The 19,789-nt window shown below is 53.9% G+C and carries 16 protein-coding genes and 1 pseudogene; all 17 read right to left on the bottom strand.

Annotated elements, in window-relative coordinates:
* Positions 1–17: 17 nt before the first annotated feature.
* The gene (locus B5G16_RS00635; RefSeq protein WP_087260059.1) at positions 18–1,343 is read right to left on the bottom strand and encodes an ATP-binding protein; all 1,326 of its coding nucleotides are present in this window, start codon (positions 1,341–1,343) and stop codon (positions 18–20) included.
* 78 nt (positions 1,344–1,421) lie between these two features.
* On the bottom strand, positions 1,422–2,735 hold the full coding sequence (locus tag B5G16_RS00630) for a site-specific integrase (RefSeq protein WP_087260057.1): 1,314 nt from the start codon (positions 2,733–2,735) through the stop codon (positions 1,422–1,424).
* Between the two features lie 779 nt (positions 2,736–3,514).
* Entirely contained in the window at positions 3,515–4,561 is a 1,047-nt protein-coding gene (locus tag B5G16_RS00620; RefSeq protein ID WP_087260053.1) for a hypothetical protein, read from the bottom strand.
* A gap of 214 nt (positions 4,562–4,775) precedes the next feature.
* On the bottom strand, positions 4,776–5,090 hold the full coding sequence (locus B5G16_RS00615; RefSeq protein WP_087260051.1) for a hypothetical protein: 315 nt from the start codon (positions 5,088–5,090) through the stop codon (positions 4,776–4,778).
* Positions 5,091–5,193: 103 nt separating this feature from the next.
* Complete coding sequence (locus B5G16_RS00610; protein ID WP_087260049.1) at positions 5,194–6,891, bottom strand: hypothetical protein; 1,698 nt, start codon at positions 6,889–6,891, stop codon at positions 5,194–5,196.
* A 420-nt stretch (positions 6,892–7,311) separates the two neighbouring features.
* Positions 7,312–8,235, bottom strand: coding sequence for a helix-turn-helix transcriptional regulator (locus B5G16_RS00605; RefSeq protein WP_087260047.1), 924 nt, complete (start codon positions 8,233–8,235; stop codon positions 7,312–7,314).
* Between the two features lie 62 nt (positions 8,236–8,297).
* Positions 8,298–9,578 (bottom strand): site-specific integrase, encoded by a 1,281-nt coding sequence (locus B5G16_RS00600; protein WP_087260045.1) that lies wholly within the window; start codon positions 9,576–9,578, stop codon positions 8,298–8,300.
* Between the two features lie 32 nt (positions 9,579–9,610).
* Positions 9,611–10,798 (bottom strand): site-specific integrase, encoded by a 1,188-nt coding sequence (locus B5G16_RS00595; protein WP_087260044.1) that lies wholly within the window; start codon positions 10,796–10,798, stop codon positions 9,611–9,613.
* A 264-nt stretch (positions 10,799–11,062) separates the two neighbouring features.
* Positions 11,063–11,377 (bottom strand): hypothetical protein, encoded by a 315-nt coding sequence (locus tag B5G16_RS00590; RefSeq protein ID WP_087260042.1) that lies wholly within the window; start codon positions 11,375–11,377, stop codon positions 11,063–11,065.
* Between the two features lie 3 nt (positions 11,378–11,380).
* Positions 11,381–11,596: a hypothetical protein gene (locus B5G16_RS12710; RefSeq protein WP_087260040.1), complete on the bottom strand. Its 216-nt coding sequence runs from the start codon at positions 11,594–11,596 to the stop codon at positions 11,381–11,383.
* A 57-nt stretch (positions 11,597–11,653) separates the two neighbouring features.
* Positions 11,654–12,667, bottom strand: coding sequence for a carbohydrate porin (locus B5G16_RS00580; RefSeq protein WP_143260796.1), 1,014 nt, complete (start codon positions 12,665–12,667; stop codon positions 11,654–11,656).
* A 3-nt stretch (positions 12,668–12,670) separates the two neighbouring features.
* A pseudogene (gene mgtA / locus B5G16_RS00575) lies at positions 12,671–14,194 on the bottom strand (magnesium-translocating P-type ATPase); the annotation flags it as partial.
* Positions 14,128–14,511 (bottom strand): cation-transporting P-type ATPase, encoded by a 384-nt coding sequence (locus B5G16_RS12995; RefSeq protein ID WP_442856522.1) that lies wholly within the window; start codon positions 14,509–14,511, stop codon positions 14,128–14,130. The gene B5G16_RS12995 and the pseudogene mgtA, both read right to left, overlap by 67 nt.
* A 171-nt stretch (positions 14,512–14,682) precedes the next feature.
* Positions 14,683–16,050, bottom strand: a complete 1,368-nt coding sequence (locus B5G16_RS00570) for a HAMP domain-containing sensor histidine kinase (RefSeq protein WP_087260036.1) — start codon at positions 16,048–16,050, stop codon at positions 14,683–14,685.
* Positions 16,047–16,733: a response regulator transcription factor gene (locus B5G16_RS00565; RefSeq protein WP_087260034.1), complete on the bottom strand. Its 687-nt coding sequence runs from the start codon at positions 16,731–16,733 to the stop codon at positions 16,047–16,049. Before B5G16_RS00565 ends, B5G16_RS00570 begins: the two co-directional genes overlap by 4 nt.
* 190 nt (positions 16,734–16,923) lie before the next feature.
* Positions 16,924–17,565 (bottom strand): nitroreductase family protein, encoded by a 642-nt coding sequence (locus tag B5G16_RS00560; protein WP_087260032.1) that lies wholly within the window; start codon positions 17,563–17,565, stop codon positions 16,924–16,926.
* Positions 17,566–17,617: 52 nt separating this feature from the next.
* A complete protein-coding gene (locus tag B5G16_RS00555) occupies positions 17,618–19,774 on the bottom strand; it encodes a Tex family protein (RefSeq protein WP_087260030.1) in 2,157 nt (718 codons plus the stop codon).
* Positions 19,775–19,789 lie beyond the last annotated feature (15 nt).

Raw genomic sequence — 19,789 nt, 5'->3', positions numbered from 1 at the left:
GCTTAAATATTCCGTAATTACATATCTTCCAGCGTTAGGCAGCGCTGTTCGATCTCATATTTCGGGAGCACCTTCTCCTTGAGGTGCTGCACCTTCTCGGCAAAGGCTTCGGGCTTGAACTCCTTGCGCTGGCGCTTGACCTCGACGGCCACGGCCCTGTTCTTCTCCAGCCGCAGGGCGACGATGTCAATCTCGTATTGCTCCTTGCCCCGCTTGGCCTCCCAGTAGGAGCCCAGGTCACGGTATTCGTGGCTTTCGATGAACTGCTGCTTGAAGTAGGTTTCAAGCGTTCGGCCCGAGTAGGTCGTGTAGTCGGCCGCAATTATCTTCTCCAGCACCTCGAACTGATTCATCTCAACCAGCGTCCGGTTGCCTTCGAAGTAGCGGAACCAGAAGCGGAGGAAGAGGTCGGCAATCTCGTAGCGCACGGTCTGCGTCCCCTCTTTCGAGAGGATGGGGCGCATCTTTTTCGTGATTCCGTAGGTCTCTTCCAGCTTTTTCAACTGCCCGCCGATACTTTTCTCGCCCAGCGCCGCGGCAATCTCCGACTGGGTGTTGATGCCGTTCGAGATGGCGTCGAGGATCGAGAAGTAGGTGCCGTATTGTTTGCCGAATTCGTCGATCAACAGCGTCTTGCCCTCGTCCTTGAAAGGCGAATCGGGGTCGCATACCGCATGGATGATCTTTTTGACCGACAAGGCTTTTGCATCCACCAGCAGCTCCACATACTTCGGGATGCCGCCCGTAACGGTATAAAGAGCCAGCAGGTCGTCGTTCGTGTAGCCGGAAGCGTGCTCCGCGAGGATCTGCTTCAGCACCGGCAGCGCAAACGGCGTGAGTTTCATGATGACATCCGCCCGTCCGAACAGCGGTTCGTGGTAGTTCTGGAAGATCTTGACCATCAGCGAATAGATCGAGCCGCTGACGATGAAGTTCACATGGGTCTTCAGCCGGTATTGATCCCAGATATTCTGCACGTCGCTGTAGACCGACGGGTTGATGTTGAAGAACTCCTGGAATTCATCCACAACCAGCGTGAATCGGCGGCTCTCTCCCTGCTGCATCAGGAAGGTGAAGACATCCTGAAAGCTCGTCATGGGCGGGATGAAGAGCCCCAGTTTCGCCGCAATCTCCTTGCAGTAGCCCGCGCAGAGCGAAGCCTCGTTCTTGCGCCCGACGAAGAGGTAGACCAGCGGTTCGTCCTCCATGGCCCGGAGAATCAACGATGTCTTGCCAATCCGGCGGCGGCCCGTCAGAACGGTCATTCGCGAATGGTCTTCGTATGACAAGGTGCGGATTTCGCGCAACTTGGCTGTTTCCGTCTCGCGGTTGTAGAATTTCATAATCCGAGCTGTTTTGTTATGGCTGTAAATTTTACCGCCGTAACAAAGTTAAAAAACAATTGGCAAATCTCCAAATTTTCACTCACTTGCCTGCTTCCCGCTGAAATAGGGGTGGCTCATCAGCTCCAGAGCGGTCTGCTCCTCGGTGATCTTGATGTACTTCATGAACTCCCGTTCGGTCTTGTGGCCCGTGATCTTCATGATGGCGATGGTAGGGATTCCCGCCAGATACATGTTCGTTGCGCCGCTGCGGCGTGCCGTGTGGGTCTTCACCAGGTCGCACTTCTCGACCAGCCGGCTCTTCTTCTCGCCATTTTCGATGTAGGAGACCTCGACCTTCTCCGTGATGCCCGCCTCGCGCGCAATCTCCTTGATGAGGTGGTTCACCTTCTGCTCGTAGGTTTTCGGCAGCCGGTTGTCGTACTTCTCCAGGATGGCCTGCAGTTCGGGCCGTACCGGAATGACGACGTGGTTGCCGGTCTTCTGCTGCTTGAGGTCGATGACCTGCTGCCCGTTCTCCAGCGTGCGGATGTTGCCTTCGTTGATGGTCGAGTAGTCGCTGAAGCGCTGCGCCGTGTAGCATCCTACCAGAAAGATGTCGCGGGCAACCTCCTTGTGCCGGTTTTTCGAGAGGTCGAGCGCGGCGATGGCCCGGATCTCCGACTCCGTCAGGTAGATGTTTTCCACGTCGGCCGTCAGCACACGGAACTTGCGGCTCTCAATCGCCCCGTTGTCGTGCAGTCCCTCCTCACGGGCCGCGCGCATGATGATCTTCAGCTCCTTGACGTGGCGGCCGATCGTGTTGACGGAGTAGTTCTTGGCGGTGAACCAGGCGACGAAGTCGTCGTAGAACTTCAGGTCGATGTCGGCAAAGTCGAACTGCTTGCGTTTGGCTTTGCAGTATTCGTCGAACTGCACGACAAACCCCTTGTAGTTCTTGATGGTCGAGGGACCGTAGCGGAGTTTGTGGATGTTCAGCCGGGTGCCCTCCTCCATCTCGCGCGTGAAGCGGGCGATGTAGTCGCCGAGCGATTCGCGGCTGCGGACACGGCGGCCGGTGGTGAGGCTGCGCGGGTGGTGGAAGCTGTAGATGATCTTCTCCAGCCGCGTCTTCGTCATTGCGTGCTCGGGATCCTTGGCAATCTCTCCGAGGATGTGGCTGCGCAGTTCGGAGAGATTCTTGGTCAGCTCGCGCCCCTGCTGCTCGGTGAAGTCGTCGGTAAAGGTGAAGCGGCTCTTGACCGTTTGCCGCTTGTTGTCCCAGGCGTCCGTCAACACCATATATTGGCTGTCGACGTAGAACTGGTTGCCACGGCCAACCGTGAAGAGAATTTGGATTTTGACCAGTTTGTTTTTCTGGGTCGAGCGGATGCGATAGCAGAATGAAGCCATAGGTCAGGAGGTTTTGTCTGCTGCAAATGTAATCATTTTTGTCATACATTTGTCATACATCGGCCGAATTTTCGAAAACTTCCAGACCTCGCAGTTGATGAAAAACAGATGCAAAATATTGATATATAGATAAAATGAAATTAAAATCGGTAAAATTCGATCTAAATTTATGGCGTCCGCTTCAGACCTCAAAGAAGGCTTCTAATCAGCTAATTTTTAGCGATTAAGAGGCCTTCTTCCATTTACGGGGGCGCAGATAGGGGCGCAAGTGGTCCGAATTTTCAACATACAGTCAATCACTGCACTATTGAATAATCGAGGCTTGAAAGGATTTTCGATCTCTTATTCACGGAACAGTTCATAGACCATCCTCCCGAATTCCCGCCGCCCACTAATAACTGACAAGGCCAGCGGCCAATCATCACTCCGCTATTATCCCCGATTCCCCGGCATTCCTTGAATAGCAGCCGGACTTATTCCCGATCCAATCGTATTGCCGGTTTCGACGACATCCCGTTTCAACGGAAAAAGCGCCGATATCCAAGCATTATTGACGGGGGATAGGCGCGTATTCGTCCGACGGGAGCGGAATCCGGAAATCGGTCCCGCCATAAGAATAATCGGGACAGGTCGAATTCGACCGAACAGCGGCACGCCGAACTCCCCGGTCAATCGGCCGAACAGGATTTCGGGTTTCGCCTATTAGAATATCTTCGTAATAACTAATTTACTTCTCGTTATTATAAGCTATCCATTATCTACTCTTTTAGGTATAGAGCTTACTTATTCCTCTTATTATTAGAGGCAGGGCGGCCGATAAAGAGCTCCCGGAGGGTTTCAGGCAGGTTCAGCGCGGGATCGTGCTTACTTATTCTTACGAGATTCCGCCCGAGGTCGATTCGGAACTGACGGCTTCCGTAATCTCCCGTATCGTAGCGGTCGATCACGCGGATTAAATCCTTCCGAACTTTATAGCGTGCGGATTTCAATCCCTTAACCGTTCGTGAACGACACGTCTCCCGGCATTTTTCAAGATATTCCGTATATCCGTATTCGTTCAGTCCTTCGGCGATTAGACGCTCTTTCGGGGTCATTCGCTCCGTAATTCCGATTCGTTCGAACAGCACGAAATTCCGGGCTTCGCGTGCCAGAAACCGGTAGAGTTCTTCGTATCCGGCTACGAGGTCGGAGACGGTACGGATATCGAGGCCGTTTTGAGAAAGGGCCTGACGGTCGGCGAGTTTGAATTCATACCGCGGGAAGAAGTAACCGTGCCGGGCCAGCACCTCAAAAATCTCCTCTTGACGGAAACGCTTCCGAAGCGGCATCCTGGCAACAATCTCGGCGGTTTTATCGTAGAGCATCACCTTCTTATAACCTACGCCGCGGGTTCGATCTCCGAAGTAGAGGGTTTCATTCTTAATCGAGTTTCGCGGGCGGGTCTTATATCCGGCTATCAGACCGAATAACCGCTGACACGAGATTCGCGTGCGTAGATTCAGCCCGGCCTCGACCTGGGTAACACGGCCGCGGCTCAATTCTTCGTAGGAGATCTTCAAGCGTCCGGCCAACAGCTTAAAGGCGTGAAGAAGCGTTCCGGAGGTAAAGTCGAGCAGGGACGCTCTTCCATAATACCACTTCCGGAGGCTATTTACGATATAGAGAGTTCCCGACCGTTTCGCCAAAATCAAGGCAAGCGGGTGCGGAGTGGTCAAGGAGAGGCCTTTCAGTCGATATATCGCGATATTACCGTTCTCCTTGACACGCTCGCAATTCTCAAAGGAGCCCGAAAATCCTTCCAAACGAATCGTTAAATTATCTATCATAACACAAATAGCTTTTCTACAAAGATAACGATTCTATACCTCTTATTTTCTATTTCTCAACCGTTTAAGAGGAAAATCGGACTCCTTCGCTTACAGAATCCCTATGAATAGCTGGTTTTCGAGGCCTATTATATTTTCTTATATAAAACCGGAAAATCATTAACTATTCGCGCGATTATATTTTGGGAAGAGAGGCGCAAACGGGCAGCGGGCATTATACCTCTTTCAAATCCTCTTCCGATACGTTCATATAATCGTTATTCTCATCCATCTCCTTTCGAGCTATTCGTTTCTGGGTCTCCATCCACTCCCACTCTTCAAACCTCTTTTCGAGCGTCTTACCCAGGGCCGCCAACCCGATAATGGCGACTATCGGCGAGAAGAAAATCGCGATCAGCAGCCATTCGGCTACCGAGCGGCCGTAGTTTTTAGCCATTCGGCAGACAATACTTATACAAACGAGTATCCCAATGATACACCAAGCGATAAAAAAGCCTCCGAAGAGATCAACCAAAGCGTAGTAGTTCATCGTTTTATAAAGATTAGTTTATAGAAATTAGTCGGTTCTTTTATACGTCCCGAAGCCCTTTCCCGGAAACTATTCGGGCGGTCGCAGCGAGATCGGAAATATCCTATTCTTTCAGCGCTTTTATGACAGCATCGAATCCGTCATCCGCGCAATTATTCGGTGAAATATAGGGCCGTCGGTAATTATTCAGGAGCACCAGATTCGAATAGTTCTCCAACCCTTCAACGGCGGCGAACCATCTTTTTTTACTTCGGCAAATCACGATCAGCACCCCCTTATTCATCAGATACCGAACCAGCCTTACGGCAAACTCCTGGGTGGGGAGCAGCCCCGATTCCGAGTGAATTAGTCGTTTCCCGATATCCTTATATTTTTTAGAGTGATACCCAAGGTATTGAATAATCGTCAGGTAGTTCGGAGCATCGGGGCATCTATTCAGCACCTCGTTAAGCAGTTTATTCCAATAGCTGGTATCAATGGCACGCAGCGTTTTATCTTCAGTAGGGAAGGGACACCCTTCCAACAACATCGCTTCGGCCTTCTGTTGCAGGAAAAACTGCCGGTCTTCGGGGTTCATTTCTTTCAACGTGCCATCGTTCCCGGATTGCTTATCGGTGCATTCCACCCACCCGGGATTCAGTGTCAGAAGGGCCACTTTCGCGTCAAAGAAACGACCATGCACCGGTTCGGGAACCCCTTCGAGTCGGATTTTATGCAGTTCGTCGGCCGTTTTGTTAAAGGCTTCGATCGCGGTCCGGTCGCCGCTGCAAACGAGAACATCCGGAGATCCGCGGTAATCGCTATTCTTCAATTTTTCAGCCAGTTCGAGCCAAGGGTTCTCCTTCAATAAGGTCTCTTTCGTTTCCATAGTAAAAGGTTTTATAGTCAGGTTCCCAAAGATTAGAAATTCACGGCCTCGCTCCACACCCAAAGCCATCGCCTTCTTCATCATCCTTTTTTCGCCTTCGTAGTCGATCCGCACCGTCCAAGCACGGTTCGCCGCACCGTCCCATCGGAAAAACTCCTCCAGCCGTTCGTGTAACTCGGCGGAGAGCAGAGCCGCCAACCGCTGCTCGGGAAGAGCAACGCCTCTCCATAGAAAATCATTCAACACGGAGATCGCACGGCCCGTCCGCAGGTAGCTGATATAATACGCCAACGAGAAGGGAACCCGGTCGGCGTAATCGGGGTGGCTCGCTTTATAGCGGGTCAAAACGGCCTCCAAATCCCCACCGTAGTAAAGATACAAGGCCAGGTTCCGCAGTTTCTCCTCCCAGCCGATCCGTCCGAACTCACTGCACAGATCGTCCCAATAGGCTCGTCGCGCGATTCGGTCGTCGTCAATTTCCCGCTTCTCGACGCCCGGTATCGTCGGATCGCCAACGGGTTCCGGAGCCGGGGCCGATTCTTCCCGGTATTTTTTAACGGTCAGGTCGTCCTCGCTGACAGAAGCGGCCTTCATCCAATCCCGCAGCCACCTCGACTTCTCCACCTCGTTCCACGTTTCGAAATCGTCCCCCGTTACTTCGTATCTCGACAGGTAGTGGCGGAAATCTTCCTCCAGCCGCGCTATCCGACTCCCTTCGGCGGCGGCATACCGCAGTTTCGGCGGCAGCTCCTCGATCCACATCGTCGAACGGATCGCCTCCCGGAATCGCTTCGTCTCGATCGTATCCAGCAGGGGAAATTCTCCCCGGAAAGGGATCAGCCGGGAGGGGACTTCCCGGTCTATAAACCATCGGGCCATTCCACCGGCCACGGAACACATCCGGTCCCTCGTCGAAAGTTCACTCTTTCCCATATCCCGTTATTTCGGTTACAAACTCTTTCCTGCAAAATTATCCGTCGCTTCCGCCAACTCCCGGCGCAAGATCCGCCTATTTTTGCCATCGAACCATTCCTGCCCAACGCCCGAACCGGCAGGGGATTAAACAAAGAAAGCGTGGCGCTGAAGGCTTATTTCATACGGCAGGTTCTGGAATACCCGAATACTAAAATAAGCAACAGCCCACGCCCTTTTTCAAGGACACGGGAATAACCGCGCTTATTCTCGTATTCGTAAGAATTTTCCAGATTCGCCGTAGAGAATAAACTTACGCTTTCGCGTCTATCGATATGTCATAGACAAAAGTACGAAGATTTCGCGGATTTCCAACAAAAAAGGCTTCGATCCCAAGTCGTCGAAGCCTTTTTCTCTGATTATTTCATCTTTCACAAAGACTCATCCGTCGTATCGTTTTGACATCTCATCCACGATCTTTTTCACCTCTTCCCGGAACCACGCGGGCTGCAGTACCTCCACGTCAGCACCGTGCGAGAGCAGTTCCATCCGGAAATCATAGGTCGGGGCCAGCCGGTATTCGAATACCGAATATTCCGCGGTCCGTTCCATCTCCCGCTGGGTAGGATGCAGTGGCAGGGCCCGAACATAGTTCGCCTGCTTCCCATAGACCCGAATTTCAATCCGTTCGGCGGATTGCCCCGGAATCCGGATAATTCCGAAGGCGTCGACATAGAACTCCGCGCAATCAAAATCCAAGGGGATTTCAGCCTCTTTCGCCGTCGGAGTTATATCAACTACCCGATCGAGGGCGAACGCATAAATTCCGCCCATCTCCACGCTTTCGGCGATCAGATACCAGCGCCGTCGAAAGGCCTTCAACCCGTAAGGTTCAACCTCGTAGCGCTTTTCCCGCTTTTCATCGTAGGTATGACGATAGATGATTTCCAGGCATCGGTTCTCTTCCATCGCCCGGAGGACGGTCGTCAGGTAGGTGTAGCCCGAGGGAATCGGTTCCAATGCGATCCGTCGGCGCAGGCGTTTACTATTTACCAAGAGATCGTTTACAGCGAAGGTTTCCAACAACCAGCGTCGCAGATCGTCCCGTTCGAGGTCATCGCCGTATTCGATAAAGTATTCGTTCGTCCGGCGGTCGCAGGCGATATTGACATCGAAGAGCGTTTCGACGGCTTTCCGGTGATTCTCGAAGGTCTTTCGAGGAAGTTCCTCTCCGCCCGACCATTCGTTCCGGAGCCAGCGGCGGCGGATTTCATCCAGCGTGATTCTTCCCGCGGAATAGATCGTCTCCAGGAGCCACAGGTAGCGGCGCAGCAGCGTCGCCGTGTTATTCGTCAAGATATTCATCGTCCAAAGGTTTTCGACAAAGATAAAAATAGCTTCCGCCAGAACTCGGCGGAAGCTTCGACCTATTTCTTTTTTTTCGTTCGGTGTACGACCTTCTTTATATCAATCAAGTGGTTTTTCTCCGCCGATTCAAGAGCCAATTGCTTACTCCATTTCATATAGCGTTCAGACATCGTTACGCTCGAGTGTCCCAAATAGTTCTTAATCGTATAGGTATCCGCACCCTCCGATGCAGTTAAGGTCGCAAAGGTCCTTCGGGAGGCGTGAAAAGTCAGGTTCTTATCTATCCCTGCCATTTTCGCCAGCTTTTTCAACGTCGGATTTACCGTCGACGCCGATGAGATTCGGAACATTCGGTTTTCACGTTCGACCTGACTTAAAGGGATTCCGTCATCATCAGCGGCAATCCACTCGATCATTCTTTCGCCGAAGGTCGATAGAGGAATATGAACTTCGCGGTTCCGTTTCCACGGCTTATCACCCTTTTTAGGAATCAAGTGTACGATAATCGTTTCTTGCGTTACGTCCAGCGCACCCCAAGTTATACAAAGCGCATCACTCAATCGGATTCCTACGGCACAAGAAAACAGGAACATGACCAATACCCGGAACTCGGTCGATCCGATTTCGGCATCGAGTCCCAAAAGCTGGTACATCCTTTTCAGTTCGTCATATTCGAGGAACGTATCGTTTTCGGCAGCTTTGGGAACCTCGCATTCACGGGTCCGGTACGGATTCTTTATCGGAATACCACGCCGTTCAATATCAAGAACAATCGTCCGGACGTGCTTCAACCGGTTCGCTCTCGTTCCCAAAACATCTCCAAGGCCGTGTTCACGACCCCGCTTTACCAAAAAGCGTTCGAAATCATTGATAAACTTCGCGTCAATATCCTTTATCCGGATTTTTTCGCGAAACTCTTTCAAGGCTCGCCGGGTCGTATCATACCCCTTTTCCGTCGAGCGGGTCATCTTTCCGGCCTGTCTCCGCTCCAAGACGTATTTATCGAAATATTCGTAGAATGACGCATCGCCCGGATCTTTCGGTTCTTCATTCGCTACAATCTCGCGCAGGCACGTTTTCGTCAACTTCTCGCCATTTACCAGAACATTATATATCCGGGTTCTAATTCGCGTCAACTCCTTCTCGATAATCAGTTTCAGCGCGTCGTCGATCGGTTCCTTCGTCTTATCATCCCACTCTTCGGGCAATAAGTCGATACCCATCGGATATTTCGGCTCTTCGCCATCAATGCGAGGGAATCGGATATATAACGGCATTCGGCCGTTCTTTTTCCGTTTATCGCTCCGAAGATATAAAGTCGGGGTCGGCAGTTTAATCATTTCGGTAGAATTTTCTCACAAGATAGCTTTTTTTATCCTTTTCTACCAGAGAACGTTTTGATATTCTTCGCCGATTCCTTGGCTATCGAGAGGTCGTATTTCAGATAACGCTGGGTCATATTCACGGACTTATGACCCAAATACTTCGAAATCGTATATATATCCACTTTATCCAGCACCAACAGCGTAGCAAAGGTATGGCGGGAGGAGTGGTAGGTTACGTGCTTATCGATTCCGGCCCGTTTCACGTGTTCACGAAGCGTTCGATTTACGGTCGGTTCGGTATAGGGATAGAAGATTTTATCACCGCTTCCCAACAAACGCCCGTTTTCGGATTTTTCTTCCAATATCTCCCGCGCCATCGGGAAAAGCGGGGTTATCACCTCGGATTTCGTCTTAATCATCCGCTTTTTTATCAATCCGTTCGAAAAATCCACGTCTTTCCAACATAAGTCGCGCACGTCGGAGAAGCGGAGACCGCAGAAGCACGAGAATTGATACATTTTCAAAATCCGGTACTCTTTCGTATCTCTCGCAAACTTATCGGAGTAGTCGATCAAATGCAGGAGTTCGTCTTTCTCCAAATAGACCTCTTTTACCGCGGAATTCGGCATCTTGAACCACTTATACGGGTTTTCAACCGGGATATTCCGTTTAAGCATATCGAGAATCACCGTCCGCAGGTTTTTATGCTTCGGGTTCCGAGCTCCGGCCGAATTCCCGTTTACTTCGCGCATATAGTTATCAAAATCTTCGATAAACGGGAGCGAAATATCGGAGATGCGGAGCTCCGATCGAAACTCTTTCAAGACGTGAAAGGTCGTCATATAGACCCGGATCGTTTCGGGATTCAAGCCCTCTTTTCGTTTTCGTTCTACAAAGTCGAGGTAATAGTCGTAGAATGATCTATTTTCGGGTTTCACACGTCGTTTCCCGTCGTAGAACTCTTTTACCAGATCCATCGACAACTCCGTACCGTCGGCCAACAGCCGATTGATATAGAGATCGAGCTCCATAATTTTCCGGTTCAACTGAATAGCGAGGGTTTTATCCTTCGGTTCCATCCGTTTAGCATCCCAGCGACCGTCCCATACCTCCAAGCCCGTCGGAATTTTCGTACATCGGTCTCCGACTCTTATTCGCAGGTAAATCGGATACTTTCCGTTCCGTTTCAAGGGCTTATCATTTCGGATACATTTACAAATCGAGTAGTTCGCCATTTAAATCCCCAAAATAAGTGTAATATTCAGGGACTAAATAAGTTACAAAATATCAGATTATAAAGAATTTACAATAAATAATTATCTTTTTCTTAAAAAGACGAGCAGAAGGCCAATCGAGGAGACATAGGGCCGATTTAAGATTTAGGGGCGCAAATAGGGGCGCACTGGTGTAAATAGCTCTATTTTTCAGTGTATCTTTACTTTACAATAGTCTTTATATTCAACTATTCAACAGGGTAAAATATCGTAAGTATCATATAATCAGCGAATAATGAGCTTCGCTTCCGATACGTTCATATAATCGTTATTCTCATCCATCTCCTTTCGGGCCATCCGTTTCCGGGTCTCCATCCACTCCCACTCTTCAAACCGCTTTTCGAGCGTCTTGCCCAGGGCCGCCAAACCGATAATGGCGACGATCGGCGAGAAGAAGATCGCGATCAGCAGCCATTCGCCGACCGAACGGCCGTAGTTCTGGGCCATTCGGCAGACAATACTGATACAAACGAGTATCCCAATGATACACCAGGCGACAAAAAAGCCCCCGAAAAGTTCAATCAAAGCGTAGTAGTTCATCGTTCAAAGGTTTTTCACAAAGATAAAAACAGCTTCCGCCAAAACGCGGCGAAAGCTTCGGTTTATTTCTTTACATTCGGGTTGCACACGCCCTCTTCCGTCATGAACTCTTGCCAAATCCATCGACAACTCCGTACCGTCGGCCAACAGCCGGTTGATATGGAGGTCGAACGCCGTCATTTCCCGGGTCAACCGGATGGCGGGGGCCTTCGGTTCCATCCGTTTGGCATCCCGGCGTCCGTCCCACACCTCCGAGCCACGTCGATCTGATGAAATTTATAGGGCGATGTTCAGCCGCATCAAGGTAATTTGCCGAAAACCACAAGCTCCTTGAATGAGGTGTACTGCGGGTTGGATGGCGACATGATCTGAAAATGTGATTCTGCAAGTCAATTCCGACGCATACTCTTTCTCTGCGGAAAAAACGGCGCAACCAGAGAAAAAACCCGCTTCGGCCGTGCGGAATCGCATGACCACACCCGCTCCGCCGAACCTGTGACACCAAACATCCGAGGGGAATACCGCTGAATATTGTGCCAGAAGATATAACCCCTTTGTCAGACGCTGTTCGACATAGCCCCACAGGATTCCGCTCAACGATCTTTTTTCAGCTTCTGCCTCGCAAATATGAAAACCATTATATAAAACACCGCCAAGATGATAGCTGCTTCCATGGTTCCGATAATTTAATGAAGTGATTCCGAACAATCCGTCCGATACGGGGCGAAAACGAAATAAAAAATTGTCTGCTGCAAATCCGTTGTAGCCTCGGCCGTTGTATAGTGACGCCTGTATTCTCCAACGCTCTTTCTCATGCGTGTAATGGATGCCGAGCGATGATAACGGATAATTGGCAATGGGGTAATTCGCCGCGATCGTCGGGAAAATGCCACACGAACTGTTTGTAAAGAGCGAGGTGACGGGCGAGGCGAAATAGTCTTCATTCATGTTGCGGAGGCCGGCAAAAAGGCACGAAGCCCCCCGACTGAACGATAGCCCGGCTACGGAGAGCGAGAAAGGCAGGTTGTCCGCTTCGATATTCGAAAATCCCTGCCGGTCGTCGATCAGCCGCTCCGGGCGTGTCTTGGCGATACTGATCGATCCGAGGTCGATCCGGAAGCCCTTGCCCAAAGTCCGGGAAAAATCCATTTTCAGGAGGTTTACCCAATTCATCTCCCTGAAATCGGTTTGCAGCTCCGTCGTGTATCCGATTCCGAATAGGGGTTGGGCCGCGGGGCGGTGGCAGCCGGGCACCGCCGCCGCAAACATCATGTATATCCACTTTTTCATGCATTACAGCCAGGTGTTGAACCGTTTTACGTACCAATTCTTTACAACCTGCGTCAATACGCAGTAAGCCAGCAGCGTGGCTGTCAGCCAGGGGAAATAGCTCCACGGAAGCGCAACCAGTCCGATGGACGTACCGAAGGGTGTGAACGGGATGAGGATGCCGATTGCCATGACCGAAAAGGTCATGGCCATGACGGGCCATGAAGCACGGCTTTGGAAAAAGGGGACCTTGCGCGTGCGTATCATATGTACGATCAGCGTTTGCGACAGCAGCCCTTCGATGAACCATCCCGACTGGAAGAGCGCCTGCATCTCCACTGACCGGCATTTGAAGACGTACCACATCAGCAGGTAGGTTGTGATGTCGAAAATCGAGCTGATGGGTCCGATCCAGATCATGAACCGGCCCAGTCCCGATGCATCCCATTTGCGGGGTCTCCGCAGGTACTCCGCATCCATACGGTCGAAGGGAATCGTCGTTTGCGAGATGTCGTAGAGCAGATTCTGGACCAGCAGGTGAATGGGCATCATCGGCAGGAACGGCAGAAACGCGCTGGCAACCATTACGCTGAACATGTTCCCGAAGTTCGAACTGGCGGTCATTTTGATGTATTTCACGATGTTGCCGAATGTTCTGCGGCCTTCGATCACTCCGTCGCGGAGTACCATAAGATCTTTTTCCAGCAGGATGATGTCGGCGCTCTCTTTGGCGATATCGACCGCCGAGTCGACCGAGATTCCTATGTCCGACTGACGCAACGCAGCGGCGTCGTTGATTCCGTCGCCCAGAAACCCGACCGTATGCTGCTTGTCTTGCAGCAATGTGATGATTTGTGTTTTTTGCAGCGGCGTGACCTTCGAGAAGACGGATGTCTCCTGTACGGCCCGGTAGAGAGCCTCTCCCTCCAATGCTTCCAGCTCCCGTCCGGAGAGGGTCTTTCCCGTAATGCCTACTTGACGGGCAATCGTGCGTACGACGGCATCGTTGTCTCCCGAGAGGATCTTTACCGAAACTCCGTAGTTCTGCAATTGTCTGATGGCATTGGCCGCCGATGGTTTCGGCGGATCCAGGAAGGCGAGGAATCCGATCAGCACCATCCCGTTTTCGTCTTCGACCGAAAAATTGTTCTCCTTGCCCAGGAAGCTCTTGTGGGCGACGGCCAGGACCCGCAATCCCTGGTGATTCATCCGCTCGCAAATGGCCGCCGCCTTTTTTCGCAGTTCGGGCGTGAACGGACAGGGCGCTCCGAACACTTCGGTGTGGGAGCAGATTTCGAGCATCTCCTCCACGGCACCCTTGGTGACGATCTGGCGTTTGCCGGAATTGTCCTCGATGACAACCGACATGCGGCGGCGGGTAAAGTCGAACGGGATTTCGTCCACCTTGCGATAGTTGTCTTTCATCGCTTCCAGGTCAAGATCCTTGACATGGGAGAGGATCGCCCGGTCCATCAGATTTTTCAGCCCGGTCTGGAAAAAACTGTTGAAATAGGCGTGTCGGAGGATTCGCTTTTGGTCATCGTCGCTATGATGATGATCGAGGACCAATCCTTCTCGTCGGGTGCGGCCATCCATACGTCGAGGATGTAGGAGATGACGATCAATGTGGTCAGGATCCCGATGAACGGATTGATGAACGCCTTGATGAACATCGTTACGGGATTTTTCCGTTTTTCGTGTTCGACTTCGTTTTTTCCGTAATACGATTGTCGCCGTTCGGCCTCTTTGGGGGATAGTCCGCAGGGTGTCGTTTGAAAGTAGCCGCAGGCCGTAGCGAGCGGTTGGGTCGCCGCCAAGAAGACCTTTTCGGCATTGAACGGGACCCGGGTGTTGTTTCGTTTCATCCACATGACCGGCTGTTTTGAGTTTTACTATTCGATTTTGGCGCTGCAAAAATGAAAAAAACGGCTCACAGGAGCCGTTAGAAAGCGATTAGAACCGTATTAGAAAACCATTAGAATCCGGTATGGCGTTGATCGGGGGGGCGGCGGATATGTATTCCGTCTCCGACCGGGTTATATGTGAGGCAATTCGACGATGAATGTCGTGCCCTGTCCGGGTTCCGAATGGGCGGCAATTTCCCCGTGATGCAGTTGGACGATTTTCTGGGCCAGGGCCATTCCTATGCCGTGTCCTTCGGCCATCGACTCCTGTTCTCCGCGATAGAAGAGCGTGAAAAGGTTGTGCAGCTCCTCTTCGGACATGCCGGAGCCGCTGTCCGAGAAGCGCAGGATGGCCCATTCGTCCCAATAGGATATATGGACACAGGAGGTGTGGTCTTCGGAGTATTTGCAATTGTTTTCGATCAGGTTGGAAATAGCGATGGTGAGCAGATAGAGATTGCCCTCGACGGTGATCATCCGGTCGTCGTCCTCCTCGCGTTCGAAAAGCAGTTCGATCCGGTAGTCGGGGTGTGCGCGCAGGAGCAGGGCCCGGACATCGAGCAGGAGTTCGTCCAGCCGGATCGCCTCCATTTTGATCTGTTCCTGCCGGTAATCGGCCTTGGCCAGGTTGAGCAAACCGTCGATGAGTTTTGTCATGCGGGCGGCATCCTGCAAGGCGTGATGGATGGCTTTGCGGTACTCTTCTTCGTTCCGTTCTTTCTGTAAGGCCAGGTCCAGTTCGGCGATTAGAGCCGCCAGCGGTGTTCGTAATTCGTGTGAAACGTTGCTGACAAATGTCTTCTGGGCATTGAAGGAGGTTTCGAGTCGGCTCAACAAGGCATTGAATGCCAATGCGAGTTCTCCCAGTTCGTCTTTTGCGTTTTTTACGGGGAGCCTTCTGTCGATATGCGATGCCGTGACGGCTCCCGCTTCACGGACGATTCCGCGAATCGGCTGCAATGCGGCGCGCGCAAGCAGATAGCCCGTCACGAAAAGCAGGAACACGCCTATGATGAACAGAATCCCGAGCGTAGTCCGCATCTTGGCCAGGTTGTCGTGCCCATAACGGTCGTATGCTGCGGCCGTTACGATGTAGTTGTCTCCATCGAATGCATACAGCATGCCGATTCCCTGGTAGTCTCCGACGTAAAACTCGATGCTGCGATCCTGCAGGATTCGGGAGATCATGGCGGAGTCCTCCTTGATGATGTCATTCTGGACAGCGTCGTGGTAGAGCATCCGGAAACCGGTCGTATAGACGGCCACTTCGACTTCGTCGATAAAGTTGCGGTTGTTGAGATGAATCTCCTGCATGATCCGGGCATCCACCTGGTTTTGCAGAAACAGGTGGGCCTTGGTGATGGCCTCGCTTTCGAGGGTATGGAAGAAGGTTTTGCTGCGCGTATGTTCGCTGACCAGGTAGATCGCCGTCAGGCATATGAGGAATACGGCGGCGGTGGCAGCCGTGTTTTTGAGGGTCAGAGAGGTTCGTATCTTCATGGCTTGTCGGTCAGGATGAAGCCCATGCCGGGACGCGTATGGATCAGTTTAACGTCGAAATCGCGATCCACTTTCTTGCGCAGGTAATTGATGTAGACATCGATGAAGTTGGTTCCGGTGTCGAAATGCGTCTCCCACACCTTTTCGGCAATTTCAGTCCGGGCGATGACGCGTCCTGCATTTTCCACGAGATAGACCAGCAATTTGTACTCTTTGGGGGAGAGGTGCAATGGAATGTCCCCGCGGCGTACTTCTTTTCGGTTCAGGTCGATTTGCAGGTCGGCGAACACGAGCGATTCCCGCGGTGCGGGATTCGTCTCCCGTTGTCGTTTGAGCAGGGCTCGGATCCGGGCGGTCAGTTCGCGGAAGTCGAACGGTTTGACCATGTAGTCGTCGGCTCCTGCATCGAATCCGTCCAGTTTGTCGTTTGTCGTTCCCAGAGCCGTGAGCATCAGTATGGGGACTCCGGCGTGTATTTTCCGGATTTCGCGACACAACTCGAATCCGTTCATCTGGGGTAAAACGATGTCTGATACAACCAGTTGGAAGCTGTTGGCCCGGAAAAGCCGCAATGCCATGATTCCGTCGTAGGCTGCCGTTACCTGATACCCGTTCTCCTCCAATCCCGCTTTCAGCAGGTCGGCAACTCGTTTGTCGTCTTCTACGATCAATATCGACTGCATATTTTGTATGGCTGTTGCACTCAAATCATAAAGATGAGTAAATTAATTGTATTTGCAAATGATTTCTATGGAAAAGTATTCGGGAGCCTTGCCCGGAGTATTCCTGCGGTGAGGCTCCACGGGTGCGGAAGTCGCGGATGATCATCATCCCGGAGACCGCGCCGGACTTTTGAAGAACGGGATTCCCGGATTATTTCCCGATCAGCAACTCTTCGACGCGGATTTTCGGGACATAATGCACGCCGTTGCGGCGGTAGTAGGCACGGTTCTCCTCCGCACCGATCTCGACCAGTTCGATCTGCTCGGCACCCTTTCCGACGCCCAGTATCAACAGCGGTTCCCACGGCAGGTCGAAGGCTTCGCGAATCCGCGCCCGGTCGAACGCCCCGATGCAGATGCCGTTCAGTCCCATCTCCACGCCCCGCAGCAGCATGCTCTGGACCGAGATCCCGAGGTCGATATCCACGTACCGGTCTTCGGGAACCGTCGAGCAGATGAGAATGAAGGCCCTCGGTTCGCTTCCCGGCAGCGGGAGGTGCAGCTCCGGCAGTGCTCCGCCGAGCCGGATGTGCGGCAGCACGAGCGGTGCTTCGTCGGCCAGTACGGGCCGGAAGCGCAGCACCTGCTGGTTCCGTGCCGACGGGATCCGCGTGTTGACCTCGATCATGCTTCGGAGCTGGTCCGCGCGGACCGTGAAACGGCTGTCGTAGCCGCGGTGGCTGCGGTTTTTGAGCAGCAGCCGGTTGAGGGATGCGAGGGTTTTCTGCACGGCCGGAGCCGCCGCACGGGCGCGGTACTCCTCCATTTTCCGGCCCAGATAGTCGTCTGCCATCTTCGTGTAGGGTGTTTCGTTTCGGCAAAGATACGACAAGTTGCCCGGATCGTCAACTTCCGCCCCGGCGTTTCTGTCGGTCTGTTGGTCCGTCCGGACTCCGGCGCATCGAGAGCGAGATGCGGCCGCGGGCGGGGTCGATTCCCGTGACGCGGACCTCGACCTGCTGTCCGAGGCGCACCGCCTCGGCCGGCGAGGCGACGTAGCGGTCGGCCAGCTGCGAGATGTGGACCAATCCGTCCTGCTTGACGCCGATGTCGACGAAGGCGCCGAACGCCGTGATGTTGGTGACGATTCCGGGCAGGAGCATGCCGCAGCGCAGGTCGTCGATCGTGCGGATGTCGGGGGCGAAGGCGAATCCGTGCAGCGGCTCGCGGGGGTCGAGCCCTCGTTTGTCGAGGGCTTCGAGGATGTCGTTCACGGTGGGCAGCCCGACCCGGTCGTCGACATAGCGTTCGGGACGAATCCCCTCGCGCAGGGATTTCTCCTTCAACAGCTCCCCGACGTTCACGCCCCGGTCGGCGGCCATGCGTTCGACGATGCGGTACGATTCGGGATGCACGGCGCTGTTGTCCAGCGGGTTGTCGCCACCGACGACGCGCAGGAACCCGGCGGCCTGTTCGAAGGCCCTGGCGCCCAGCCGCGGGACTTTCAGCAGTGCCCGCCGGTTCGGGAAGTCGCCGTTGGCGGCGCGGTAGGCGACGATGTTCTCGGCCAGTGCGGGTCCCAGCCCCGAGATATAGGTCAGAATGTGCTTCGAGGCGGTGTTGACGTTGACTCCGACGCGGTTCACGCAGCTCTCGACCACGACATGCAGGCGGTTTTTGAGTTTTGTCTGGTCGACGCTGTGCTGATACTGCCCGACGCCGATCGACTTGGGGTCGATCTTGACCAGTTCCGACAGGGGGTCGATCAGCCGTCGTCCGATGCTGACGGCGCCGCGGACCGTGACGTCCTGATCGGGAAACTCCTCGCGGGCCGTGGCCGAGGCGGAGTAGACCGAGGCGCCGTCCTCGCTCACCGAAAAGACCTCGACCCCTTCCAGCCCGAGCGCCCGCACGAACTGTTCGGTTTCGCGTCCTGCCGTGCCGTCGCCGACGGCGAAGGCCTCGGTGCGGTAGCGTGCGGCGAGGCTTTTGAGCGTTGCGGCGGCCTCGTCGCGGCGGTTTTGCGGCGGGTGGGGATAGATCGCCGTGTGGTGGAGCAGGTTGCCCTGCGAGTCGAGGACGACGACCTTGCATCCGGTGCGGTATCCGGGGTCGAGGGCGATCACGCGCTTCTGCCCGAGGGGTGAGGCCAGCAGCAGCTGGCGGAGGTTCTCGGCAAAGATCCGGATCGCCTCGTCGTCGGCGCGCTCCTTGGCGGCGGCCAGCTGTTCGGTTTCGAGCGAGGGGCGCAGGAGGCGTTTGAACGAGTCGGCGGCAGCCTCTTCCATCCATTGCCGGGTGGTCGAACCGGGGCGTATGAGACACCGCCGCAGCTCCTCCGTGCAGCGCGCGGCGTCGACTTCGACCGCGATCCGCAGCACGCCCTCCTCCTCGCCGCGGCGCATGGCCAGATAGCGGTGCGAGGCGATGCTGCGCAGCGGCGCCGAGGCGTCGAAATAGTCGGCGTACTTCGCCCCTTCGGACTCCTTTCCCTTGACGACCTTCGAGCGTACGAGCCCCTCGCGGACGAAGATCTTCCGCAGGCGGTTGCGGACCCGCTCGTCCTCCGCGATGCGTTCGGCGACGATGTCGCACGCGCCGGCGATCGCCTCCTCCGGGGTCGGGACCTGGGCCGTGACGAACCGCCGGGCCTGTTGCGCGAAATCCCGGGTCTGCTGCGCCTGCAAGAGGTCGGCCAGCGGTTCGAGACCCCGTTCCCGGGCAATCGTGGCGCGGGTACGGCGCCTGGGCTTGTAGGGGAGGTAGAGGTCCTCCAATTCGGTCGGGTCCCAGCACGCCTCGATCCGCCGGCGCAGTTCGGAGGTCAGCACCCCCTGTCCTTCGATCGTGTCGAGTATGGTCTGCCGCCGGGTTTCGAGTTCGGTCAGGCGGTCGAGCCACTCCTTGACGGCGGCGACCTGTACCTCGTCGAGCGAGCCGGTGGCCTCCTTGCGGTAGCGGCTGATGAAGGGGATCGTGGCGCCGTCGCGGAGCAGGCGGACGGTTCCCTGCACCCGGGGCAGGGGGATTTGCAGTCGTTGTGCGATGACTTCTTCGAGCATGTTCGGTGTCTGTTT

The sequence above is a fragment of the Alistipes sp. An66 genome, from assembly GCF_002161445.1.
In the GTDB taxonomy this organism is placed as follows: Bacteria; Bacteroidota; Bacteroidia; order Bacteroidales; family Rikenellaceae; genus Alistipes; species Alistipes cottocaccae.
Note: the sequence above shows the minus strand (reverse complement) of the source record. Positions and strands in the feature narration are given on the sequence as shown.